Origin of the sequence: Polaribacter gochangensis (assembly GCF_046224025.1) — a bacterium.
Taxonomy (GTDB): domain Bacteria; phylum Bacteroidota; class Bacteroidia; order Flavobacteriales; family Flavobacteriaceae; genus Polaribacter; species Polaribacter gochangensis.
Genome location: NZ_JBJXRF010000001.1, coordinates 322,779 through 346,709, shown reverse-complemented (window position 1 = coordinate 346,709; position 23,931 = coordinate 322,779). Strand labels below are relative to the sequence as shown.

Below are 23,931 nucleotides of genomic sequence, written 5' to 3'. Positions count from 1 at the left end.
AATGAAAAAAATTATCGTAGTTTGTTTGTTTCTAGGATTCCTTTCTTGTAAAAGTCAAGAAAAAAAAGAAGCAATAGTTGTAGATGTAAATGTTGAAGAATTTCAACAACTTATTTCCCAAAAAGGAGTACAATTAATTGATGTTAGAACTCCAGCAGAGTTTAAAGAAGGATATATAAAAAATGCAATACTGATTGATTATATGGCGGCAGATTTTAAAGAAAAAGCCTTCGAAGGATTAGATAAATCGAAACCAGTTTTATTGTATTGTGCTTCTGGAGGTAGAAGTGCGAAATCTGCAAAAATCTATAAAGAAGCAGGATTTACAAAAGTGTATAATCTTTTAGGAGGTTTTAGAGCTTGGTCTGCTAAAGGTTTAAACATAGAAAAATAATGGAAACAAAAATTTATATAGAAAATTTAAAATGTGGTGGCTGTGCCGCTACAATTAAAAAAGGAATTTTAACTGTTGATGGAGTTACAGACCTCAACGTAAATGTAGACGAATCTTTTGTAGAAGTTACCACAAAAAGCGATGTAATTTCTGCAGTAAAAGAGAAGTTAGCTAAAATGGGATATCCAGAAATTGGCGACGTAAATACTTTTTTACACAAAGCAAAATCGTATGTAAGTTGCGCAACAGGAAAAATGAGCTCAGAAGCGTAAACAAAAATTTAAATTTAAAAAACCCGATGTGTTACTGAAATAAATTCAGCATAAACACATCGGGTTTTTTGTTTCTTTTTAAATAAGAATTCTCCCTAAAATTTTAATGTAACTCCAACTAAAAAGTTACGTGTTGCTTGCGGATAATATCCTGCGCCATCTAATGTTGTGGTTTGGTTTGGTGTAGACCAAGTATCATCATAGGTATAATAATAACCTCTATCTACATATTCTTTATTAAAGATATTGTTTATCAATCCTGAAAAAACAACTTCACTAAAAATGCTTTTTGGTTTTAAAACATAAGTAAAATTAACATCCGAAGTAAAGTAACTTTCTAAAACATCATTTGAAGAGACTTTGCTATTTAAATTACTCATATATTGTTTGCCAACATATTTAGATAAAAACGAAAATTGTAAATTCTCTAAAGGAGAAAACACCAATGCATTTCCTGCAACAACGGATGGCGAAAACGAAATATCTGTATTTCCTAAATCTTCTAAATTTCCGTGAATTGATGAAACAAAATTAGTGTTTTTGTTATTGCTAAAAGCAATATTTGGTCTAATCCTAAATTGATTTGAGATTTTAATAGTTGCATCAATTTCCAACCCTAAACGGTAACTTTTTCCGCTTGTTGCTCTAACCGGAGCACCAACGCCATCAATAGCACCAGTTAACACCAATTGATTTTTATACAACATATAGTATACATTGGTATTTAACGTAACCGACTCGTTTTTTAAACGCCAACCTAACTCGTAATCGTTTAAATTTTCTGGAGTTGTAATTCCGTTTTCAAAATCATTTCTATTTGGTTCTTTATTGGCAACAGCAAAAGAAAAATACAAATGCTGATTGTCATTTAATTGATAGGTCGCACCAAATTTTGGGTTGAAAAAACTAAAATTTTCATCAACAGCTATCGGATTTCTATCCGAAGTTAAACCCTTGGTTTTAAAAGCCACATTTCTGTATTGTAAATCTGTATAAAAGCTCATTTTATCACCAACTTTAAATGTAGCTTTAGAGAAGATGCTAAAGTCATTTTTTGTAGAATAGCTATCGTAATAATGATCTCTTATATTTGCAGTTGGAGCAAATTCTTTTGCCCAAATTACTTCTCCGAAATGTTTGTTAGAATAGTTGCTGTAAGAAAATCCTGAGATAATTTCTACTTCTTCTTCTTTATAAGTAGCGTTAAAATTTGCTACATAAAATTTATTGTCTAACCAACGACGAACAATAACATCTGTTTTTCCGTTGTTTGTTGCAACCACTAAATTTGCATAATCTGCAGGATCTTTATCGGCTTTGTATTGTTCAAAATACCCTTGTCCTTTTGTGTAGTTCAACCCAATATTTGTTGACCAATTTTCGGTGATTTTTTCATTCCAATGCAATTGATAATGATCTTGTTGATAATCGTCAATTTCGTTTTCGTAGGTGTACGGATTTTGTCTTCTATCGGCTGCTAATTGCGTAGCATCAATACCTGCCCAAGCTTGATAGGTTTTTTCTTTACCACCAAAAGTAATTGCTTTAATCAAGGTATTATCATCTACATAAGATGCTTGCAAAAAGTAGGATTTTAAATCTGTAAAAGCCCTATCAATATAACCATCAGAATAAATTTTTGACAAACGCCCCGCAATTTCAACATGCTTATTTATTTTTCCGGTGCTAAATTTCACGGTATGCTTTTTGGTGTTGTAAGATCCAAATGAATTGGAAATTTCTGCAAAAGATTTTTCGGAAATCACATCTGTTAAAATATTTAAACTCGCACCAAATGCTGCTGTTCCGTTTGTTGATGTTCCAACGCCACGTTGTAGTTGTAAACTTTGTGTAGAAGAAGCAAAATCTCCTAGATTTACCCAAAAAGTTCCTTGACTTTCGGCATCATTATACGGAATTCCGTTGATGGTCACATTAACACGTTCTGCATTTGAACCACGCACATTAATGTACGTATAACCAACACCAGCACCAGCATCCGAAGAAGTTACAACAGAAGGTAAATAGTTTAGTAAAATAGGAATGTCTTGCCCTAAATTACGTTTTGCGATTTCTTTTTTTGACAAGTTAGAATGCGTAACGGGCGAGTTTGCTTTTACACGAACCGCAGAAACCAACACTTCATCTAACACATTCTCTTCTGGTTGTAAATCAAAATTTACAATCACATTTTGATTTGTAATTGTTACCGTTTTAGAGATTGATTTGTAACCAATAAATCGGACTTCAACTTCATGTGTTCCAGTAGAAACTTTTAGTTGGTACTTTCCATCAAAATCAGAGGAAGTTCCTTTGTTAGCATTTTTGATAAAAACAGAAGCGCCAACTAAAGGATCTTTGTTTTCATCAATAATTTTTCCAAAAATTGTAAAACTCTGGGAGTTTACAAGCGTGCTTGTAAACAAGAACAAAAAAATGGTAATTTTTTTCATTTTAAAAAATTTTAAAACGAATAAAAAGAGGTAATTATTCTTGTGATTAATAGTGAATAATTAATTGTTGAACTTACTAAACTTTTAGTTTGTAATGTCACCTCGAGCGGAGTCGAGAGGTTTTGTAGTTCTCGACTCCGCTCGAACGGACAACTAATCCATTTAGTTTAGTTCGAATTTTCCTAAACAGCATTACCTGTTCTAGGTTCAATGGGTATGATCTCAGCCTTTTTGTAAGTTGAAAGTTAAAAAGTTAAAAGGTTGAAAGTTTGAAAAACTACTTACTGATAACTGTTCACTGATAACTGTAAAAGCACCCCTTTATGAGAACGCTGCAAATATAATTATGAATTATGAATTATGAATTATGAATTGCGATTTTATTTACTCTAATCCTGGTTTTTTACGCAACGCTTTTTTTACAGAAATTTTCTTTTTATTTTCTGCTTTTCTTCTAACAGAAGCCTTGCTTGGTTTTGTAGGTTTTCGCTTTTTTGGAATGATTAATCCTTGTGTAATAATGGCTAAAAAACGTTGAATTGCCATCTCTTTATTTTTATGTTGACTTCTACTTTCATCACAAGTTAGGATTAGGATGTTTTCTTTTGTAAGTCGTGTTGCTAAGTTTTTAAGTAGTAAACTTTTTTCTTCTTCAGAAAATTGGGCTGAGTTTTCTAGGTCAAAAAACAATTCAATTTTAGAAGACACTTTGTTTACATGTTGTCCGCCAGCACCAGAACTTCTAGTTGCTTTAAAATGGAGTTCTTTTATTAGCTCTATAGAATTCAAAATGTTTTTTTAAAAAGTTCCTACTATATGTAATCCTGTAAATTCTGATGAGTATTGAGGAACAATATTAAATGATATGCTTTTCTCCTTTTGTATTTGTCCATTAATATTTCTTCTTTTCCAACTACTTAAAACAATAGACTTTCCTATTAACGTTCCAACAATTCCACCAACTACCAAATCACTTACCCAATGATTATGTTTTTTCATTTCTGAAAGATAAATTACAGACATAAACCCATAGGGTATCCAATAATTATCATATTCCATTTGAAAAACTTTAGCAATAGCAAAATATGCGGTAGTATGTAAAGAAGGGAATGCAGAAGCCTCTGCACTAGAAAAAAGATACTCCTTTCTTTTATTAAAGAAATCCCAATTATCATTTGTCCAAGGTGCTGTTGCAGGTGAAGATAAAGGTCTATGTGGTCTATTTCTTCCAAAAACCGTTTTTAAACCTAATTGTGTAATTATAGTTGAGTATTGTATAGCTTTTAAAGCATTAATAGAAGCATATTGACCTCTTTCACTATTTGAAAAAAAAGAAAATACATAATTTCCAATAATAGGATAAGACATATAAGCATTGTCTCCAACTAACCATTGATGACTTGAAGACGAGTTCACAAAAGAAATATTTGGTAAATCGTAATTTAGATATGGCTCTAAATTATTGTGTAAAAAATTAGTAGTTATTTTATCAACAGCAATTAATCCAACAATTCCACCAATATAATATCCAGTTTTTTTCCAATCATTAGAGATTTCTTTTCCCATGAATTTAAAGTCATCCGGTATTGACAAAACACTATTTTTAATCACATTTCCAGAGGTTTTAAATATAGTATTGCTTTGAGAGTATAAGTTACACGTTATAAAAAGGAAAAGAATAAGTTTAAAATGTTTTTTCATAGCGATAATTAAATAAAGAAGTTAAATATAGTTTTTTTTAGTGAATCAAGTTTTTCATTCTAAAGAAGAGGAAAAAGAACTTAAATTTTTTCTACTTTTAATAAGTTCATCAATAGCTTTTACAGCATTCTGTAAACGAGTTTCTTTATTGCCTTCTAACATAATATATGGTCGATTGTGTTTTTTTAATGCGTTTTCAAAAGCATCAAACATTTCTCTTCGTAAACCTGGTCTGTCTCGTAAATCGTCTTCTTCCCAAGGCGTATCTATAAAGGTTAATAGATATAAATCGTAGGTATTATTTTTTGCTGCTTTGTCTAAAATTGGATCTACAAATCCGCCATAATATTCTTCAGAATACACTTTGGTTTCTAATAAATCGGTGTCGCAAATTAAAACACGATCGGCTTTTTTAACCAACTTGTTTTCCAATTTCATTTGCCCGATTGCAATCGGAACCAAATCATCAGCTTCACAAGTTTTACGTTCGTTATTCCACTTTTTTTGCAAATATTCTCTTGCGTATTCTGGTGCCCAAACGGTGTGATAATAACGTGCTAATTGTTTAGAAAGAGTTGTTTTCCCTGTAGATTCTGGTCCAAATAAAACAACTTTTATAATGTTTGCTGGTTGCTGTTTAAGCTTTTCTTCCATGCTGTATATCCTTGTATTGCTAAGATTAAAAAGATGGTATATTGAATTCCAGTAAAACCGTATCCTTTAACAAAATATAAAGGAATTGAAACGATGTTACCTGCAATCCAAAAAATCCAATGTTCAATTTTTTTATTTGCCATTAACCACATTGCGGCAAAAAAGATTCCTGTTGTAAATGTGTCTAAATAAGGTGTTCCTTCTCTAAAATTAGTCAAATTTCCTGACATAAGTTTCTCAGAAGCATAATTTATACTTTCTGTAAAACCAAGATTATTTGGCATTACATTATAATATCTATATACAATAATTACAAATATTGAAGTAAATGCAAAAATACCAAAAGCTTTTAGTTTGTCGGATGTATTGGTTCTAGAAATTGGAATATGATTTTTTTTATCATCTGTAAACTGTCTCCACATATACCAACCATAAACGCTCATAATTGTATAATATACATTGATGATGAGATCGCCATATAAATTCCATTGAGACAACAGATACACATAGATAGCTGTGCTAATTATTCCTGTAGGAAAGACTAAAATGTTTTCTTTTTTAGCATAAAATACACTGATTACACCAAAGAATGCAGCAGTAAATTCTAATAGAATATTAAGTGTAGTTGCAGTTTTGTAGGGTTCTAAGAAAAAGTCAATAATTTGATCCATAATGAAGATGTAAAAATACTTATTGTTTTTTCAAATCATTAAAAAAAGAAACATCATTTTCAAAAGCTGTTCCGATGACAACCAAATCTGCACCAGCATTCAAAGCAGTTTCTAATTGGGTTTTTGTTTTTATTCCGCCTCCAATAAGTAAAGGAATGTTTAGTTGGGACTTACATTTCTTAATAATAGTTGCGTTCACAGGCACTGTGGCACCACTACCAGCTTCTAGATACATCAATTTTTTTCCAGAAAATTCTCCAGCTAAAGAAGTGTTTATAATTAAATCAATGTTATTTTGAGAAATGGGTGTTGTATTGCTTATTTTTTGAACAGCAGTTTCTTTTCCTCCATTAATTAAAAGATAACCAGTCGGAATAATTTCTAAATCAGATTTTTGTAAAATCGGCGCAGCTTGTATCTGTTGTTCAATTAAATATTCAGGATTTCTACCAGAAAGTAAACTTAAAAATAAGATTCCGTCTGCCTTATTTGTAATCTGATCTACATCACCAGGAAATAAAATAACAGGAAGTTTTGTTGCTTTTTTTATTGCAATTACAAGGTTTTTTGTTTGATTATTTCTATCGGTACTTCCGCCAACAAAGATATGTGTAGCAATAGATTGATGTACTTTTTTAAAAAAGGACGGAACGTTTTCAAGTTTCATTTTTTCAGGGTCAATTAAAACCGCGAGTAGTTTTTTGCCTTCTTTTTTTGCTGATACAATGTTTTGGTAAATGTTCATATTAGATTTCAAAAATACGTCTTTACGAGGAAGAATGACAAAGTAATCTGTTTTTAAAATAAGAGATTGCTTTGTAAACTCGCAAAGACTTAGCTCTGACACTTTGAGCCTTTGTCTCTTTGTAACTCCTAGAAAGCATAGACACAGGTAAAATTTTCAAACTCTAAAAAGCGAACTTGATAGGTGTTTGTTTCTCCGTTATAATCAATTTGTCCACTTGTCGCTTCATCTTCAAACTTAAAATCTTCGATGTATATATGTTCTAAAAAGCGAAGTTTTTTCTTCCCAAAAATTTTATACAAACTTTCTTTTGCGCCCCAAACAATGGTTAATTTACTAATCAACGCAGTATGATTTGCAATGGTTTTATATTCTTGAAAAGGTGTAAATTTATGTGCGATGTTTAAAATTTTATCGCGTTGCATTTCAATATCAATTCCAACAGGAACATCAGAAATTATAATTCCAGAAAACGTAAATGAATGTGTAATAGAAATAAATCTTCCGTTTTTTAGATGCGGTTTTCCATATTCATCATAAACTAAGTCAGCATCAACCAAACCAACTTCTTTTAATAAATGACGAATGCTTAAAAATCCTCTTTGATGCAATTCAGATTTCATGCTATCAACTCTCGTTTGATTTGCTGATGTTAAAGAAATTCCGTCAGATAAATCTGCATAACTTTCTTCTATCTTCCAAATCAATACTTTAGTAGCATTATTAACAATTATCGTTTTGTAAAGAGGCATAAATTTTAAAAGTTATTATGTAACTTTGCAGTTCTAAATTTTGATATAAAACAAATATACTAATATGAGTACAAAAACAGCTTACGTACCAAACAAAGTTAAGGATATTTCTTTAGCGGCTTGGGGAAGAAAAGAAATTAAATTAGCAGAAGCAGAAATGCCAGGATTAATGTCGTTAAGAGAAGAATACAAAAACTCTCAACCTTTAAAAGGAGCAAGAATTGCAGGATGTTTACACATGACAATTCAAACTGCTGTTTTAATTGAAACTTTACAGGCTTTAGGAGCAGAAGTAACGTGGAGTTCTTGTAATATTTTTTCTACACAAGATCAGGCTGCTGCTGCAGTTGCTGCTGCAGGAACTGCTGTGTACGCATGGAAAGATATGACAGAAGAAGAATTTGACTGGTGTATAGAACAAACATTGTTTTTTGGTGAAGATAGAAAGCCATTAAATATGATTTTAGATGATGGTGGAGATTTAACCAACATGGTTTTAGATAAATATCCAGAATTAGCTGCAGGAATCAATGGTTTGTCAGAAGAAACTACAACTGGTGTTCATAGATTGTACGAAAGAGTAAAAAACGGAACACTGCCAATGCCAGCAATTAACGTAAACGATTCGGTTACAAAATCTAAATTTGATAATAAATACGGATGTAAAGAATCTGCAGTGGATGCCATTAGAAGAGCAACCGATATTATGTTAGCAGGAAAACGTGTAACCGTTTGTGGTTATGGTGATGTTGGAAAAGGAACAGCTGCGTCTTTTAAAGGAGCAGGTTCTATTGTAACGGTTACAGAAATTGATCCTATTTGTGCTTTACAAGCTGCAATGGACGGATTTGAAGTAAAGAAATTAGAAACTGTTGTTGCAAATTCTGATATCATTATTACAACAACAGGAAACAAAGATATTATTCAAGGACGTCATTTCGAAGCAATGAAAGACAAAGTAATTGTGTGTAACATTGGTCATTTTGATAATGAAATTGACATGGCTTGGTTAAATAAAAATCACGGAAATACAAAAGATACCATCAAACCACAAGTTGATAAATACAATATCAACGGAAAAGATATTATCATTTTAGCAGAAGGACGTTTGGTAAACTTAGGTTGTGCAACCGGTCATCCAAGTTTTGTAATGTCTAATTCATTTACAAACCAAACCTTGGCCCAAATTGAATTGTGGACAAATAAAGACGCTTACGAAAACCAAGTGTATATGTTACCAAAACACTTAGATGAAAAAGTAGCAAAATTACACTTGGCAAAAATTGGTGTTGAGCTAACTGAGTTAAGAGAAGATCAAGCAAGTTACATTGGTGTAACTGTAGATGGTCCTTATAAGCCAGAACATTATAGATACTAAAATATCTGTCATTGCGAGGAAGTAATGACGTGGCAATCTCATTTTTGATTGTAAAATAGTTAAAAACCCTTACACTTATTTGTGAGGGTTTTTTCGTTTTCTGTCATTCCGAAATGAGAGAAGAATAAACGATGGAGGAATCTCACAATAATAAAGAGAATTTCTTTTTGGGCGTTTTAACAGGCTATCCACTATATCTTTTTATGCTGAATTTATTTCAGCACCTTTTCCTTAACAAAAGGAATTGAATTCATCATTACAGATACTGAATCGAGTTCAGCATAAAAAGGATGCCGTTTCTATCCTTAACGCATGGGGTATATAATTTTTAAAAAGTAGTGTCACATCGAGTGAATTTGATTTTTCATCAAATTTGTATCGAGATGTTTCTCAATGATTACTTTTCAGTACCTTTCAAAAAATAAACTTAGAATGAAAACAGTACACACTAAAATTTTAGAAAATAGATTAGCACTTTTAGAAAGTTATATTCCAAAGTACGAAGACACAAATACGAAAGTTTCAAAAGCGAGTGTTGCTTGGCATTTAGACCATAGTTTAAAAGTAATCAATACTGTGGTAAAAAGTATGGAAAAATCAGATCCAACGTTGTATGAAAATAATTTTAAGTTTATAGGAAAAGTATTTTTAAGGCTTGGTTTTTTTCCAAGAGGAAAAGCCAAAGCCCCAAAATATGTTAAACCGCCAGAAGTTATTTTAAAATCAGATATTAGTATACAGTTAGCAGAAGCGAAACAACACATAAAAGCAATTCAAGATTTGGATGAAAATGCCTATTTTAAACATCCTTTGTTTGGAAACACAAATAAGTTTAGAGTAGTTCGTTTTTTAGATACACATACAAATCATCATTTAAAGATTGTAAAAAGTATGTTGAAGTAGGTTTTTTACTTACTGATTTTACAATAGTTCTATTACCTTCTCATTTTTTGTATATTTATAACATCAATAAAATCAACGAATTATGAAACGTATCTTTCTTTTGCTATTTTTAATTACATTTTCAGTTTCGCAAGCGCAAACCAATACCGTAGTTTTTGAATTGACTAACAATATAAAAACGTACAATTCGCAAAACTGTTTAACCAACAAAACAGATTATAGCAAAGTCTTTTTAGATTTTGTAAAAGGAGACGAATCTGACATTAAAACGTTTAAACTAATCATCTCTTTAAACAACGAAATTAGATACACGTTTAATAGTTACAGTGAGTTAAGAAATACAGATCCGTTAAGTTGGTTAGAAGGAAATAAAGCGTTTCAACAATTTAAAGCCATCAATTTTGCAATAGAAGTTGTATTGCCAAATAATAAAAGAGAAACTCAAAATTTTAGTGTTTGTCTTAGAGAAATAACAACCACAACTGTAGTAACTAGATCGCTTACCAATACAGCGGGCACTAAAGATTATATCGAAATACCTGTTTCGTTTGCAACCGATAGAAATGACACAAAAGACAGTGATTTAAACGAACGATTTGGCGGTAAAAGAGCAGAAATTCAATATGGTAGAACCATCGTTAGTATTCCGTATACACACAAATTAGGCGAAATAGAAAGGCCCTCGTATTGGAGATTAGAATTTTCTGAGGATCCAAAAAAACACATCATGATGCAGTCTTTGCAAAAGCAAGATAAAGACGCTTTTTTCAATCAAATGAAAACAAGAATTGCCAAAAACGGAAAGAGCACTTTTTTGTTTGTACACGGTTATAATGTGTCGTTTGCTGATGCAGCAATGCGTACTGCACAAATTACGTTTGATTTACGTTTTAGTGGAGAACCTGTTTTTTACAGTTGGCCTTCACAAGGTACAACAACTGGTTATACTGTTGATGAAGCAAATATTGAGTGGGCAAGATTAAATATGAAAAACTTCTTAAAAGACTATTTAACCCGAACAGAAGCTGATGATATTTATTTGGTTGCGCACAGTATGGGAAATCGTGGGTTGACAAAAGCATTGATTGAATTGATGAATGAGAATCCGGAGTTAAAAGATAAAATTACAGAAGTTATTTTGGCAGCTCCAGATATTGATGCAGATGTTTTTAGAAGAGATATTGCGCCGCAAATGGTAAAGAAAATAGCAAAACCTATTACCTTATATGTTTCCTCAGACGATTTAGCGTTGATTGCTTCAAGAAAAGTACATGGAAGTAAACGTGCTGGTGATGCAGGAAAAGGAGTTGTAATTGTAAAAGGTGTAGAAACTATTGATGCTTCTGGAGTGGACACGAGTTTTTTAAGTCATTCTTATTTTGCAACTACAAAATCAATAATGGAAGATATTTTAGATTTAATGAAATCAGGAAAACGTGCGCCTTTTAGAGAAACTTTAGAAAGAGTAAGTAGAGAAAATGTGATTTACTGGAAAGTAAAACAAGGAAAAAATTAACCCAACCAACCATCTCTATCTAAACTTCTATATTGTATGGCTTCTGCAATATGAGTTGGAGTAATGTTATCAGAATTGTCTAAATCTGCAATCGTTCTCGCAACTTTTAAGATACGATCGTACGCTCTAGCTGATAAATTTAATTTTTCCATCGCTGTTTTTAATAAAGACATGCTTTCATCAGAAAGGTTGCAATATTTTCTGATTTGTTTTACATTCATTTGTGCATTGTAATGCAAGTTTTCAAAAGGTGTAAAACGCTCAGACTGGATTTCTCTTGCCGCCGTTACACGTTTTCTTATTTCAATAGAAGATTCTCCTTTGCGTTCTTCTGTCAATTTTTCAAACGGAACGGGAGTTACTTCTATATGAATATCAATTCGGTCTAATAAAGGTCCAGAAATTTTACTTAAATACCGTTGCATTTCTTGTGGAGAAGAGGTCATTGGCGAATTTGGATCGTTAAAATATCCAGACGGACTCGGATTCATACTCGCCACCAACATAAAACTACTCGGATAGGTAACTGTAAATTTTGCTCTAGAAATAGTAACTTCTCTATCTTCTAACGGTTGACGCATGACTTCTAAAACAGTACGTTTAAATTCAGGTAATTCGTCTAAAAACAAAACGCCGTTATGAGACAAAGAAATTTCTCCAGGTTGCGGATATTGTCCACCACCAACCAAAGCAACATCAGAAATGGTGTGGTGTGGACTTCTAAACGGACGTTGGTATAACAATCCGTTGTTCTTCGTTTTACCAACTACAGAATGAATTTTGGTGGTTTCCAACGCTTCGTGCAACGTCATTGGTGGTAAAATAGAAGGCAATCGTTTTGCTAACATGGTTTTTCCAGATCCTGGCGGACCAATAAGAATAATATTATGCCCGCCAGCAGCGGCAATTTCCATACAACGTTTTATAGATTCTTGTCCTTTTACATCCGAAAAATCAAACTCTGGGAAATCGATATTTTTATAAAATTCGGCTCTTGTATCTACAATTGTTGGTGCTATTTTTTCATCACCATTAAAATGATTGATAACCTCCATAATGTTTTCCACTCCTAAAACTTCTAAATCATCTACAATAGCTGCTTCTTTGGCATTTGCATTTGGTAAAATAAAATATTTAAAACCTTCTTCTCTGGCTTTTATGGCAATTGGCAAAGCACCTTTTATAGGTTGTAAACTTCCGTCTAAAGACAATTCGCCCATAATAACATACTCGTCAATATTTGGTGATTTTATTTGTTCGGAAGCGGCTAAAACTCCAACAGCTAAGGTTAAATCATACGCAGCGCCTTCTTTTCTAATATCGGCGGGTGCCATGTTGATAATGATTTTCTTTCCAGGAAGCTTGTAATTATTGTTTTTCAGTGCAGCAGAAATCCTAAAAGAGCTTTCTCTAACAGCATTATCTGGCAATCCAACCAAATGATACCCAATTCCTTTATCAATATTTACTTCAACGGTAATGGTGGTAGCTTCTATGCCAAAGACGGCACTACCATAAACTTTAACTAGCATTTTTTTTCTTTTTTTAAAAATAAGAAAAAATTATGAACTTTTTAGGATATTAAAATCTTGTTAAATAATGTTAAATAGAAGTTGATATATATTTAAGCTCCATACATTTACGCATTGAAAACTTGAAAGTATTTACGTTGGTAAATGTTAAAGAAATATTAAAATAAAAAATTGCAATTAAACCTTTACAGAAAACAAAGGTCTTAGCAGAAGCTATTCTGATAAATAGAAACCAAACAAATCAATAAATAAATAATGATTAAATCAATTACAACAAAACTAGTAGTATTCGCTTTATTATTAGTTTCATCGAATGCAATTGCACAGAGTATTTCTGGTAAAATTATAGATGAAGAAAAAAATCCTTTAGAATTTGCTTCTGTAGCAGTTCTTAACGCAGCTGATTCTACTTTAATTAGTTATGCAAGCACAGACATTAAAGGAAACTTTAAAGTTGTAGAAATATCTAACGGGAAAAGAATTTTTCAAATTAACTTATTGGGATATCAAGTATATCAAAAGAAAATTGATTTTACAGGGAAGTCTTTAGATTTTGGGACTATCATATTAAAAGAATTAGACAATACTTTAGATGAAGTTGTGGTTTCTGCTGTTATTCCAATTACAATTAAAAAAGATACAATGGCTTTTAATGCAAAAGCATTTAAAGTTAGGGTTGATGATACCGTAGAAGATTTACTAAAAAAGTTACCTGGTGTAGAGGTTGATGCAGACGGAAAAGTAAAAGCACAAGGAGAAGATGTTTCTAAAGTGTATGTAGATGGAAAAGAGTTTTTTAGTGGAGATCCTTCTGTTGCTTTAAAAAACTTATCTGCAGATGCAATTAAGAAAATTGAGTTGATCGATGAAAAAAGTGATAAATCTAGAGTTACAGGAGTGGACGATACAAACCGTTCTAAAGTAATAAATCTTACTTTAAAAGATGATAGAAAAGTAAATGCTTTTGGTAAGTTTCAAGGAGGTTATGGTTCAGATGAACGTTATTTAACGAGTTTAAACTACAACCGTTTTTCTCCAAAAATGCAAGTTTCTATTATTGCAAGAGCAAATAATGTAAACAGTTCTGGTTCTGATATTTCTGAAATTATGTCTTTTGGTGGTGGTGGCCGAGGAGGTTTTAGAGTTAGTAGAGGTGGAAGCGGAGGAAGTTCTTCTGGTTTTATTACTACAGGTATTGCAGGTTTTAATTTAGGATATGAGTTAAAAAGTAAACAAAACTTAAATGCCGATTATTTTTACAATTCTGTAAACTCAGAATCAGGAAATGTATTCTCTAAAAGAACAGAATTTGTTGGGTCAGATAAATTATATTCTGAAAGTAGTTCTAATAGTAATAGTGAAACCAAATCTAATAAAGCAAACTTTAGCTATATAGATAGATCTAGTGATTTAAGAACAATAACCCTTAGAGGTAGATTAAACTCTAGTAGCACAAACGGAAGTAGTACAAGTACACTTGATGCTTTTGAGGCAAATGATCCCAATACAAAAAAATTAGAAAATACAGGTACTTCTAATAGCGATAATAAAAGTAACAGCGCTAGTGTAAATTTAGATTATATCAAAAGATTTAACAAAACAAGCAAACGTAGTTTTGAGGTAGAATTTGATTTTTCTTCTGATAAGAGCGATAATAATAGCGGAAACACAAATACAAAAGATTATACGGATGCGTCAAAAACGGATGAAGTTTCTTTGAGTACTCAGAAAAGCAATAATAGAGGAAGAAATATTAATTTTGAGTTGCAATATACAGAGCCTTTAAACGACAATCATTTTATTGAAATTGGTGGTGGAATCAAAGTGAATAATGAAGATGAATACACAGATCAAACTCAAACATTAAACGGTTCTAATAACGCGAGTTCTACTTTTACAGCAGATTTATTTGAAGAAAAAAGAACTACGTATGGTAGTTTAGATTATAAATATAATAATGAAAAAACGTCCATAACTATTGGATCAGAGTTCCAAGAACAAACACAAAATTTTGGTTTGACAAACGTTTCTAATTTCGAAAAAAAATACTCAAGTTTTAATCCATCTTTTAGATTTAGATATCGTCCAAAAAGAGGAAGTTGGGTGATGCTTAGATATAGTAAATCTTTAAATCTACCTAGCTTAAGTAAAGTTTCTCCAGTTGAAAACAATTTCAATCCTTTATTTATCAGAAAAGGAAATCAAAATTTAACTCCAGAAGATCAGCACTCATTATTTGCAATGTATGGTAATTATAATTTTGCAACAGGATTTAGTTTCTTTGCACATGTAAGTTATAATAGTACAAGCAACGCAATTGTAAACAAAGAAGATACAGATATTGCAACAAGAGTTAAAACAAGTAGTTATGTAAACTTAGGAGACAGAGATAACTTTAGTGCAGACGTAAATTTTGGAAATCGACTAAAGCAATTAGGAATCCGTTATAATTTAGGAGTAAATGTATCAACAAGTAATTACCAATCTGTAATTAATACCATAAACAATAAAACCAATACTAATAACACAAGTTTTAGAGTAACGTTAGAGAATAATAAGAAAGACTTTTTAGATTTAGCTGTTGGAGCAAACATCAGTAAAAACAATACTACGTTTTCTGGAACAACATCTAATAGAGAATATATTCAACAATCATATTACATAAAATCTGATTGGAATATTACAAAAGCATTCAACTTTAACACACAATATAAATACGATATTTATACAGATAGTAATTTTGGAACAGATCAAACCGTGCCAATTTGGAATGCTTCAGTTTCGTACAACTTCTTAAAGTCTAAAGCGATGAATATTAAGTTAACTGCATTAGATTTATTAAACAAAAGCGTTGGATTCTCTAGAAGTAGTTCTGATAACTATTTTGAAGAAACAACTAAAGATGTGTTAGGAACTTATTATATGGTTAGTTTAACGTATACATTAGGAACTCAACAAAGTAGCTCAAGAGGAAGAGGAAGAAGAATGATGAGGCATTAAGCTATATAAAATTTCACAAAAAAAAGCAGTTACTTTTGTAACTGCTTTTTTTTTATGCTTACTTAGTAATTAATATTTTGCTGGCTTTCCGTTAGAAGCACTTGCTTTTATAAAGTTTCTTATATCATCATTTGCAGCTTTTAAATCAGGTTTTCGTAAGTACATCATGTGTCCGCTTCTATATCCTTTAAAGCTCATTCTGTCTTTTAATTTCCCGCTAGGATCAACTTGCCACATCGTGTATTTTGTATTAAAATAGGTTGTTGCTCCATCGTAATATCCTGCTTGAAATAACACGTTTAAATACGGATTTGTAGCCATTGCTTTACGCAATTCCTCACGAGTATTATTATTTCTAAAATCCCAAGGATGAACAGGTCCAAACATATTGTATTTTACATCTGTGTTAAAATTTAAATGTTCTTTAATGTACAAATTGATTGCCGGGGTAAAAGAATGCAACCAAGAAGTTAATTCTGAGTTGTAATCTGGAGAATCTCCTGCTTCTTTTTTGTCGATTCCCATGTATCTAGAATCTAACCTTCCGATGGTTTTGCCGTTTTTGTTTCTTAATAACTCTTTCCAAAAGAAACTATTTGGAATTTCTAAATTGTGCTGTAAAATTACTTTTTTAGAAAGTCCGGTGAAATAAGCCATTTTTTCTGCAACCTGATTTTTTTCAGCTGCACTTATAAATCCGCCTTTAGCAATTGCAGGCATTAAAGTGTTGATTGCAAAGTCTTCGGATTCTGGTAAAATGGCTAATAAATCTTTGTTTTGTAAAGCTGGAGATAACATTTTGTGATACCAAGCGGCAGCAGTGAAATATGGAAAATCAATTGAAGAAGCAACAGCATTATCAGAATTTTTTGCTCCATAATCTGCAGGAGAAACTAAAATAACTCCGTTTAAATACATCCATTCGTTACTTTGTAAAGCATCTGCTAAACCAGAAACTCTAGTGCCTCCGTAACTTTCTCCAATAATATATTTTGGTGATGACCAACGATTATTTCTAGAAACAAAAGTGGTAATCCATTCTGCTAAATATCTAACATCAGCATTTACGCCAAAAAAATCTGCTTTATTAACTTTTTTTCCTTCACGTTCTACAATTCTTGAATAACCAGTATTTACAGGATTTACAAAAACAATATCTGCAACATCTAAAACAGAATGCGGATTGCTTTTGTATCCGTAAGGTTGTATGGGATAACCTTCGTCATCAATTTTTAAAACATTTGGCCCCGTATATGCTAAATGCATCCAAACGGATGCAGAACCTGGACCACCATTAAACGAAATTAGCAAAGGTCTATTTGCTGTATTTACATTGTTGGTTCGTTTATAATACGTGTAAAATAAAGTTGCTTTTGCACTTCCTTCGTTGTCCCATACAGGTTGAGTTCCCGTATAAGCAGTGTAATTAATTTTTTTTCCATTAATTGTTGTTGTATGATTTGTTACAACGGTTGTGTCTGTAGGAATTGTTCTTTTTTGTGCATAAGAAGTTATTGTTAAACACAAAAAAATTAAAATAGATGTGAGTTTTGTTTTCATTATTTGGTTACTTTTTTATAAAAGTAACCAAATATTCTGAATTCAATTTTTATCTAAATTATTTTTTAGAAGATTTTGTGAATTTCTCTAAGCCTTCTTTTAACCAATTGTAATAGGTGTCTCTATCTGTATATTGTTGTGCAGCATGTAAAATTTCTAAATCTGGACTCATTAAAACATAATAAGGTTGCGAAGCAGATTTAAAATTAATGGCTTGAAATGTTGCCCACTTATCACCAATAGTTTGAATTTTTTTAAGGTTTCCGTTTTTCTTTATAAAGTTAAATTGTGCATCTTCTGGCAATTCTTTTCTATCATCAACATATAAAGAAATCAGTACATAGTCTTCGTTTATAGTGGTGAAAATGTCGTTTTCTACCCAAACATTTTCTTCCATTTTTCTACAGTTTACACATGCCCAACCTGTAAAATCTAATAAGATAGGTTTGTTGTTTTTTGTTGCAAATTGTAATCCTTCATCAAAATCTTTAAAACAATTTAATCCCAATGGACAATCGGTATCTGTTTCGTAAATGCTGTAAAATTGTGGAGGTGGAAAACCACTTAATAAACGTAAATCCCAAGTAGGGTTTTTCATTGTTCCCGGAATTAAATATACCACAAATGCAATTACTAAAACTCCAAACGAAACTCTAGAAAAGCTTAATTTTTTAATTTTAGAATCGTGCGGAAATTTAATTTTAGCAAAAATATACAACGCCAATCCAACAAAAATTACAATCCAAATTCCGATAAATAGTTCACGTTTTAAAAGTCCCCAATGTTCTACCAAATCAGCATTTGATAAGAATTTAAAAGCAAAAGCCAATTCTAAAAACCCTAAAACAACTTTTGTGGTATTTAGCCATCCGCCAGATTTTGGTAATGAATTTAACCAGCCAGGGAATAATGCAAACAAAGCAAAAGGCAAAGCCAACGCTAACCCAAAACCACTCATTCCGGCAGTTAATTGCATGGCGCCACCATCCGATGTTAATGAGCCTGCTAATAATGAACCTAAAATGGGCCCGGTACAAGAAAAGGAGACAATTGCTAGAGTTAATGCCATAAAAAAGATTCCGATAATTCCTCCAATTCCAGATGCAGAATCTAATTTATTACCCCATGATGCAGGTAAAGTTATTTCGTAATATCCAAAAAATGAAAATGCAAAAAACACTAAAATGGCAAAAAAGAAAATATTTAACCAAACATTTGTTGAGATATTATTTAAGATTTCTGGATCCAAACTGTCTAGAAAATGAAACGGAATACTTAATAAAATGTATATGATTACAATGAATAATCCGTATAAAATGGCATTAGTTATTCCTTTCTTTTTGTTTTGTGATTGCTTTGTGAAAAACGAAACTGTTAATGGTATCATTGGAAACACACACGGTGTTAAAAGCGCTAATAATCCGCCCGCAAAACCTAATAAAAAGATATTTAGTAAGCTTGAGTTTCCGTCAGAACTTGATTCGTTTTCATTTTTTAAAATCTCTGTATTTTTTAAATCTAATCGTAATTTATCGCTTAATAACTTACTTTTTTCATCTAAAACTACTTTCTCCTTTACAGATGCTTTTCCTTTAAAAGTAAACGTAAAATCTTCATCTATTTGAATACAAACACCATTAATTTCTTTACAAACTTGTCCAGTTAAATTTAAGTTTACTTCATTAATAGTTGTGTCGTTTAAAAGAATGCGCTGTTTTAAAACAGCAGAATTATCAAAGTAAGATTCGTAGACTTCAAAAACATCGCTAAACTTTTTTATCGTGTCGCTTTCTACAGCTTTACCAACCAATTTAAAATTAGCGGTTTCATCGCCTTTTTTTATAATTATGGGTAAAGACCCGCCATCTTCTGTAAACTGAGAATACAAATGCCAACCAGGAATAATGTTGGCGGTCATAATTAAATCATACTCGGTTTCACTAATTTTTTCAAACGTAGAAGACCAAGTAACTGGAGTTTCTGTTTGTGCATTTACTACGCTAGAAAAACTAAAAAGTAGGGCGAATAATAGAAGTAATTTTTTCATAAATAATCCTCTGTTCAAATAAGTGGATAAAAATACGAAATCAATTTTGAATAACTAAAGTCTAGAAATTTATTAATCGGATATTCGTTAAAATTAACAAAGTTTTATACGTTTAGCAACCTGTTATTTTTAAAACAGTTGCTGTGTTTTTATCGGCTAAAAAACGATTGTCTTGTCGGTAGCCAACTATCCAAAGTACAGTTTCATTTGTGCACAACAACCATGTATTTTCTTTTTCTAGAAGAGAGAATTTTTCATCTTTAAAGTATTTAGAAACTTTCTTTTTTCCTTGCATTCCTTTCGGATAAAAATAGTCGCCATGTTGCCATTTTCTAAGAACTAACGGATAGGTTACTTTTTCTAAATCAACAAAAATTTCATTCGTGTTTTCTGAGGAAATCTCTGTCGTTTTTTTAAATGTTAAGTGTAACGGGATTGTGATTTCTAAAGTGTTTTCTGTAATTTTATATTCTAAATTTTTATTGTTTTCTTTAATTTCTGATAACAATAAAAAATCTCTATCTTTTAATAAGCGATGTGTTTTAGAAAGCACTTCTTTTCCCGATTGCGCGCTTAATAAGTGCGTAACATCGTTCCATTCTGTAAAACCAAATTCTTTTAATAATTGATATACATATGCTTTTGGGTTATTGGTTTTTTGAAGTTGAGAAATATCAATTTTTAAGGTACCGTTTTCTAAAACTTCAACTACTTTTTTTTTAAATTCAGAAATGGATGTGTCAATAATTTGTTGACTTTCTTGCAAGTATTCTGATGTTTTCTGAAAATTTTCTAATAAAGTTGGATTGATTTCTTTTAAAATCGGAACAATTTGATGTCGTATTTTATTCCGTAGATATTTCGAAGACGCATTGCTTTTATCTTCTCGCCAATTCATATTTTTTTCTTTTGCATATGTTTCAATATCATCACGAGAAAAAATTAAAAATGGACGCACAATATGATTGTTCACTTCCGGAATTCCAGTGAAGCCTTCCAAACCTGTTCCGCGCGTTAAATTGATAAGAAAAGTTTCTAAATTATCATCTGCATGATGTGCCGTTAAAACAAAATCAAAAAGATGTTGATTGGTTAATTCTTGAAACCAATCATAGCGTAAATTTCTTGCAGCAACTTGTGTTGAAAGCTGATTTTCTTTTGCATATTTTTCCGTTTCAAAACGGATTGAAAAAGTTGTTATGTCTAACTTTTTACCAAGTTCGTTTACAAATTCTTCATCTTTATCACTCTCAGTTCCACGTAAATTAAAATTGCAATGCGCTAAAGAAATATCAAAATTTAACTGATGTAAAAGATGTGTTAACACAACACTATCAACCCCGCCAGAAATAGCAATTAATAGTTTTTTCTCTTTTAAAAAAGAGAATTTATGAGCGATATGTTGTTCTAATTTTTCTAACACTTTATGTTGAAATTATTTTATTCTTTTAGTTTGTTTATTGCTTGATAAAAAACTTGCTGCACTTTTGGTCTCACATTTAAATTGTAAATATTTCTGTGTGTTCTGCTAGGATACACTCGGTTTGATAAAAAGATAAAAACCAAATCGTGTTTTGGGTCTGCCCAAACAAAAGTTCCTGTAAATCCAGCATGACCAAAACTTTCTGCACTTACTTCTGGAGCTGGATATGCTTCACTTATCGACAACGTGTCGTTGCCAATTAACGGTTTGTCAAAACCCAAACCACGACGATTGCCGTTTTCAGGAAATTGAATTTTTGTAAACTCTTTTAAGGTGCTTTTAGAAATGTATTGTTTGTAATTATAATATCCGTAATTAGCATACATTTGCATCATTTTTGCCAAATCTAAGGCGCTTCCAAACAAACCTGCGTTACCAGAAACTCCGCCCATTAAAGCTGCATTTTCATCATGAACCCAGCCATTCGTTAATTCGTGTCTAAACAAAGAATCTACTTCTGTTGGAATAATTTTATTAGTAAAATTCTTCGTTTTTGGTATGAATCCTAAAGTCGTTGCTTCAAGTGGTTTGTAAAAATTTTCTTGTAGATAATCGGTATAATTTACATTGGTAATATCAGAAATTATTTTAGGATACAGTAAAAATGTCAACCCAGAATATCTGTATTTTTTAACGTCAGAAACTTTAGATCTGTTGATTTGTCGATACATTTTATTTTTAAAACGATCTTTAACAAAAATGTTATCATAGGCCTGACTTGTAAACTTATTTTTAGCATTTGTCTTTACAAAACGAGATTTTAAAGACTTATCTTTCTTTAGTATTTCACTTAAAAAAACGATGTACGGATTTAATCCAGCTTGATGCGCTAATATTTCTCTAACAGTTAAATTCTTTTTGTCGCTTCTTCCTTGCCAAGGTTTCCAATACTTGCTAAAAGGAGCATCCAAATCTATTTTCCCTTCGTCATATAATTTCATAATTGCTGGCAGCGGACCTAAAATTTTTGTTACAGAAGCAATGTCATATAAATCATCTAAATGCACCTGTTGAATGCTATCGTAGGTTTGAAATCCGTAAGCTTTATGAAAAATAATTGTATGATTTTTAGCAACTAAAATTTGTGCTCCAGGAAATGCTTGTTGTTGAATTGCATCTGTAATAATTGAATCTATTTTTTGATGCATAAAGAGAGAATCCATGTGTACTTCAGACGGATTTCCATAAGTTAGTTTCTGGGCATTGATTGAAAAACTCATTACAAAGAAACTCAAAAAAAGAATTTTTTTCGTCAACATTATTGTTGTGCTTTTTTGTTTTTTGACATCCAAACTTGAATCATTTTTTTTAAAGAAACCTCTGGTTTTGGTAAAGGAATGGTTTTTCCAAACTGTTTACTTCGGTTAAATTTAGAATAATTTATTTTTAATTGTTTCCAATCTTCTGGATACAATGCAATAAATGTATTAAAAACATCCTGAACTTGATAAGTTCCTTCAAAAGAAGCAATTGCTTTCTTAAATTTTTCGTCTTGGTCGATAATCATTTGAATCAGATTTGGTTAGCGCATATTTCATCGCTTTGGCTTTTAATAAACACTCTTCGTATTCTTTTTCTGGAGTAGATTTTGCTGTAATTGCGCCTCCAACAGAAAAGGAAATGTATTTATTTTCTTCGTTGTATAAAATGCTTCTAATGACAACGTTAAAATCGAAATCGCCATTCGGAGTAAAATATCCAACGGCTCCAGAATACAATCCGCGTTTGGTTTCTTCTTGTTCCTCTATAATTTTCATTGCAGAAACTTTTGGCGCTCCAGTCATGCTTCCCATCGGAAAAGTTTCTCTAATAATATCTACAGGGTGCGTGGTGTTTTCTACTTCAGAAACTACAGTAGAAATTAATTGATGCACTTGTTTAAAAGAATACACTTTACACAATTCTTCCACTTTTACAGAACCTTTGATGGCAGTCTTAGATAAGTCGTTTCGCACCAAATCTACAATCATAATATTTTCTGATCGTTCTTTTTCATCTCTCGTTAAATCAAAAGCAATTTGGGCGTCATCCACTTTGCTAATCAATCTTTTTGCAGTTCCTTTTATGGGTTGAGAAATTACTTTTTTTCCTTCTTTTTTGATATATCTTTCTGGCGATGCCGATAATAAATACTGATGTTCGCATTTTAAAAAAGTAGCAAATGGCGGTTCAGAAATTTCATTTAAATGATGATATACTTCCAATGGATTAATCGTCGCGTTTTCTGCATAAAACTCTTGACAAAAATTTGCTTCGTAAATATCTCCTCTATTAATGTGATTTAAAATTGCAGTAATTTTTTGATGATATTCATCTTTCTGAATTCTTAGTTTTACTTTTATTTCTTTGGATGGTTTGTCAGGTTGAGCGGAGTCGAAACCTAAAGAAATTTTGTTTATTTCTTCAAAATCCGATTCAATTTCATCATCAATCATTTTTAAATAAGAAAATTCAATCGTGTTCCCTTTGATAAAAAGAATGCGTTGCGGTTGAAAGAAATACAAATCAGAAAAATCCAATCCGTCGAAATTCTTAGAAGATAAATTTTCAACATCGTTTTTTAAATCATAACTCAAATAGCCAAACAAATAATCGTTTGTAATAGATTGATACTCTTTTAGTTTGTCAAAAGCATTGGTGTAATCTGTTTTGATAGAGGTAAACTCATCAACCGCTAAAACAGCGTCAAAGGAAGAATATTTTTGGTTGTATTTGTTAGAATCTAACCAAGATATTGCTTCGTATTGTTGCGCCCAAATCAAAATTTTTGATTTAAACTCATCAATAGATTCTACCGAAAAACTTTTTTGTACTCTTTGCATGCAATTACAAAAATACAAATCTTAATGGTGTAGCTTCATTTTTATCTT

20 protein-coding genes are annotated in these 23,931 nt (G+C 31.5%); 6 read left to right on the top strand and 14 right to left on the bottom strand.

Translation table 11 applies throughout. The features are described from left to right. Position 1: 1 nt before the first annotated feature. Together ACEWL1_RS01615 and ACEWL1_RS01610 are read left to right on the top strand one after the other, a co-directional pair. Positions 2 to 394, top strand: coding sequence for a rhodanese-like domain-containing protein (locus ACEWL1_RS01615; protein WP_409231540.1), 393 nt, complete (start codon positions 2 to 4; stop codon positions 392 to 394). Next, a complete protein-coding gene (locus ACEWL1_RS01610) occupies positions 394 to 666 on the top strand; it encodes a heavy-metal-associated domain-containing protein (RefSeq protein WP_409231539.1) in 273 nt (90 codons plus the stop codon). The genes ACEWL1_RS01615 and ACEWL1_RS01610 overlap by 1 nt, the downstream gene beginning before the upstream one ends. Positions 667 to 761: 95 nt before the next feature. Here the strand turns inward: ACEWL1_RS01610 and ACEWL1_RS01605 are convergent, their stop codons facing one another. The 7 genes from ACEWL1_RS01605 to ACEWL1_RS01575 all read right to left on the bottom strand — a co-directional run bounded on the left by ACEWL1_RS01605 (position 762) and on the right by ACEWL1_RS01575 (position 7,642). Continuing rightward, positions 762 to 3,119: a TonB-dependent receptor gene (locus tag ACEWL1_RS01605; RefSeq protein WP_409231538.1), complete on the bottom strand. Its 2,358-nt coding sequence runs from the start codon at positions 3,117 to 3,119 to the stop codon at positions 762 to 764. 384 nt (positions 3,120 to 3,503) lie between these two features. Continuing rightward, complete coding sequence (arfB, locus tag ACEWL1_RS01600; RefSeq protein ID WP_409231537.1) at positions 3,504 to 3,908, bottom strand: alternative ribosome rescue aminoacyl-tRNA hydrolase ArfB; 405 nt, start codon at positions 3,906 to 3,908, stop codon at positions 3,504 to 3,506. 9 nt (positions 3,909 to 3,917) lie between these two features. Continuing rightward, complete coding sequence (locus tag ACEWL1_RS01595) at positions 3,918 to 4,685, bottom strand: phosphatase PAP2 family protein (protein WP_409231536.1); 768 nt, start codon at positions 4,683 to 4,685, stop codon at positions 3,918 to 3,920. A 189-nt stretch (positions 4,686 to 4,874) separates the two neighbouring features. After that, on the bottom strand, positions 4,875 to 5,474 hold the full coding sequence (locus ACEWL1_RS01590; protein WP_409231535.1) for an AAA family ATPase: 600 nt from the start codon (positions 5,472 to 5,474) through the stop codon (positions 4,875 to 4,877). After that, a complete protein-coding gene (gene pnuC, locus ACEWL1_RS01585; protein WP_409231534.1) occupies positions 5,435 to 6,145 on the bottom strand; it encodes a nicotinamide riboside transporter PnuC in 711 nt (236 codons plus the stop codon). The genes ACEWL1_RS01590 and pnuC overlap by 40 nt, the downstream gene beginning before the upstream one ends. Positions 6,146 to 6,164: 19 nt before the next feature. Then, on the bottom strand, positions 6,165 to 6,890 hold the full coding sequence (locus ACEWL1_RS01580; protein ID WP_409231533.1) for a phosphoglycerol geranylgeranyltransferase: 726 nt from the start codon (positions 6,888 to 6,890) through the stop codon (positions 6,165 to 6,167). A 128-nt stretch (positions 6,891 to 7,018) separates the two neighbouring features. Next, positions 7,019 to 7,642 (bottom strand): 4'-phosphopantetheinyl transferase family protein, encoded by a 624-nt coding sequence (locus ACEWL1_RS01575; RefSeq protein WP_409231532.1) that lies wholly within the window; start codon positions 7,640 to 7,642, stop codon positions 7,019 to 7,021. Positions 7,643 to 7,706: 64 nt separating this feature from the next. Here ACEWL1_RS01575 and ahcY point away from each other — a divergent pair, with 64 nt between their 5' ends. The 3 genes from ahcY (at position 7,707) to ACEWL1_RS01560 (ending at position 11,439) form a co-directional block, all read left to right on the top strand. Continuing rightward, positions 7,707 to 9,020, top strand: a complete 1,314-nt coding sequence (ahcY, locus tag ACEWL1_RS01570) for an adenosylhomocysteinase (protein WP_409231531.1) — start codon at positions 7,707 to 7,709, stop codon at positions 9,018 to 9,020. A 432-nt stretch (positions 9,021 to 9,452) separates the two neighbouring features. Further along, positions 9,453 to 9,923 (top strand): DUF1569 domain-containing protein, encoded by a 471-nt coding sequence (locus ACEWL1_RS01565; protein WP_409231530.1) that lies wholly within the window; start codon positions 9,453 to 9,455, stop codon positions 9,921 to 9,923. 82 nt (positions 9,924 to 10,005) lie between these two features. Then, positions 10,006 to 11,439: an alpha/beta hydrolase gene (locus ACEWL1_RS01560; RefSeq protein ID WP_409231529.1), complete on the top strand. Its 1,434-nt coding sequence runs from the start codon at positions 10,006 to 10,008 to the stop codon at positions 11,437 to 11,439. On the opposite strand, the gene ACEWL1_RS01555 is transcribed toward ACEWL1_RS01560, so the two are convergent. Then, positions 11,436 to 12,971, bottom strand: coding sequence for a YifB family Mg chelatase-like AAA ATPase (locus ACEWL1_RS01555; protein ID WP_409231528.1), 1,536 nt, complete (start codon positions 12,969 to 12,971; stop codon positions 11,436 to 11,438). The genes ACEWL1_RS01560 and ACEWL1_RS01555 overlap by 4 nt on opposite strands. Before the next feature lie 255 nt (positions 12,972 to 13,226). On the opposite strand from ACEWL1_RS01555, the gene ACEWL1_RS01550 reads away from it, so the two are divergent. Further along, on the top strand, positions 13,227 to 15,971 hold the full coding sequence (locus ACEWL1_RS01550; protein ID WP_409231527.1) for a TonB-dependent receptor domain-containing protein: 2,745 nt from the start codon (positions 13,227 to 13,229) through the stop codon (positions 15,969 to 15,971). A gap of 69 nt (positions 15,972 to 16,040) precedes the next feature. On the opposite strand, the gene ACEWL1_RS01545 is transcribed toward ACEWL1_RS01550, so the two are convergent. The 6 genes from ACEWL1_RS01545 to ACEWL1_RS01520 form a co-directional block, all read right to left on the bottom strand. Beyond that, positions 16,041 to 17,531: a S10 family peptidase gene (locus tag ACEWL1_RS01545; protein WP_409231526.1), complete on the bottom strand. Its 1,491-nt coding sequence runs from the start codon at positions 17,529 to 17,531 to the stop codon at positions 16,041 to 16,043. 58 nt (positions 17,532 to 17,589) lie between these two features. Further along, entirely contained in the window at positions 17,590 to 19,578 is a 1,989-nt protein-coding gene (locus tag ACEWL1_RS01540) for a protein-disulfide reductase DsbD family protein (RefSeq protein ID WP_409231525.1), read from the bottom strand. A 112-nt stretch (positions 19,579 to 19,690) separates the two neighbouring features. Continuing rightward, positions 19,691 to 21,001, bottom strand: a complete 1,311-nt coding sequence (gene tilS, locus ACEWL1_RS01535; RefSeq protein WP_409231524.1) for a tRNA lysidine(34) synthetase TilS — start codon at positions 20,999 to 21,001, stop codon at positions 19,691 to 19,693. A 17-nt stretch (positions 21,002 to 21,018) separates the two neighbouring features. Next, complete coding sequence (locus ACEWL1_RS01530; RefSeq protein ID WP_409231523.1) at positions 21,019 to 22,281, bottom strand: serine hydrolase domain-containing protein; 1,263 nt, start codon at positions 22,279 to 22,281, stop codon at positions 21,019 to 21,021. 38 nt (positions 22,282 to 22,319) lie between these two features. Then, complete coding sequence (locus ACEWL1_RS01525; protein ID WP_409231522.1) at positions 22,320 to 22,568, bottom strand: hypothetical protein; 249 nt, start codon at positions 22,566 to 22,568, stop codon at positions 22,320 to 22,322. Then, complete coding sequence (locus ACEWL1_RS01520; RefSeq protein WP_409231521.1) at positions 22,540 to 23,883, bottom strand: anthranilate synthase component I family protein; 1,344 nt, start codon at positions 23,881 to 23,883, stop codon at positions 22,540 to 22,542. Before ACEWL1_RS01520 ends, ACEWL1_RS01525 begins: the two co-directional genes overlap by 29 nt. Between the last annotated feature and the right edge of the window lie 48 nt (positions 23,884 to 23,931).

What these genes read in the sequence shown, in the direction of transcription:
- ACEWL1_RS01615 (WP_409231540.1), top strand. Translation starts at nt 2, where the DNA reads ATGAAAAAAATTATCGTAGTTTGTTTGTTTCTAGGATTCCTTTCTTGT.
- ACEWL1_RS01610 (WP_409231539.1), top strand. Translation starts at nt 394, where the DNA reads ATGGAAACAAAAATTTATATAGAAAATTTAAAATGTGGTGGCTGTGCC.
- ACEWL1_RS01605 (WP_409231538.1), bottom strand. Translation starts at nt 3,119, where the DNA reads ATGAAAAAAATTACCATTTTTTTGTTCTTGTTTACAAGCACGCTTGTA.
- ACEWL1_RS01595 (WP_409231536.1), bottom strand. Translation starts at nt 4,685, where the DNA reads ATGGGAAAAGAAATCTCTAATGATTGGAAAAAAACTGGATATTATATT.
- ACEWL1_RS01590 (WP_409231535.1), bottom strand. Translation starts at nt 5,474, where the DNA reads ATGGAAGAAAAGCTTAAACAGCAACCAGCAAACATTATAAAAGTTGTT.
- pnuC (WP_409231534.1), bottom strand. Translation starts at nt 6,145, where the DNA reads ATGGATCAAATTATTGACTTTTTCTTAGAACCCTACAAAACTGCAACT.
- ACEWL1_RS01580 (WP_409231533.1), bottom strand. Translation starts at nt 6,890, where the DNA reads ATGAACATTTACCAAAACATTGTATCAGCAAAAAAAGAAGGCAAAAAA.
- ACEWL1_RS01575 (WP_409231532.1), bottom strand. Translation starts at nt 7,642, where the DNA reads ATGCCTCTTTACAAAACGATAATTGTTAATAATGCTACTAAAGTATTG.
- ahcY (WP_409231531.1), top strand. Translation starts at nt 7,707, where the DNA reads ATGAGTACAAAAACAGCTTACGTACCAAACAAAGTTAAGGATATTTCT.
- ACEWL1_RS01565 (WP_409231530.1), top strand. Translation starts at nt 9,453, where the DNA reads ATGAAAACAGTACACACTAAAATTTTAGAAAATAGATTAGCACTTTTA.
- ACEWL1_RS01560 (WP_409231529.1), top strand. Translation starts at nt 10,006, where the DNA reads ATGAAACGTATCTTTCTTTTGCTATTTTTAATTACATTTTCAGTTTCG.
- ACEWL1_RS01555 (WP_409231528.1), bottom strand. Translation starts at nt 12,971, where the DNA reads ATGCTAGTTAAAGTTTATGGTAGTGCCGTCTTTGGCATAGAAGCTACC.
- ACEWL1_RS01550 (WP_409231527.1), top strand. Translation starts at nt 13,227, where the DNA reads ATGATTAAATCAATTACAACAAAACTAGTAGTATTCGCTTTATTATTA.
- ACEWL1_RS01545 (WP_409231526.1), bottom strand. Translation starts at nt 17,531, where the DNA reads ATGAAAACAAAACTCACATCTATTTTAATTTTTTTGTGTTTAACAATA.
- ACEWL1_RS01540 (WP_409231525.1), bottom strand. Translation starts at nt 19,578, where the DNA reads ATGAAAAAATTACTTCTATTATTCGCCCTACTTTTTAGTTTTTCTAGC.
- ACEWL1_RS01530 (WP_409231523.1), bottom strand. Translation starts at nt 22,281, where the DNA reads ATGAGTTTTTCAATCAATGCCCAGAAACTAACTTATGGAAATCCGTCT.
- ACEWL1_RS01525 (WP_409231522.1), bottom strand. Translation starts at nt 22,568, where the DNA reads ATGATTATCGACCAAGACGAAAAATTTAAGAAAGCAATTGCTTCTTTT.
- ACEWL1_RS01520 (WP_409231521.1), bottom strand. Translation starts at nt 23,883, where the DNA reads ATGCAAAGAGTACAAAAAAGTTTTTCGGTAGAATCTATTGATGAGTTT.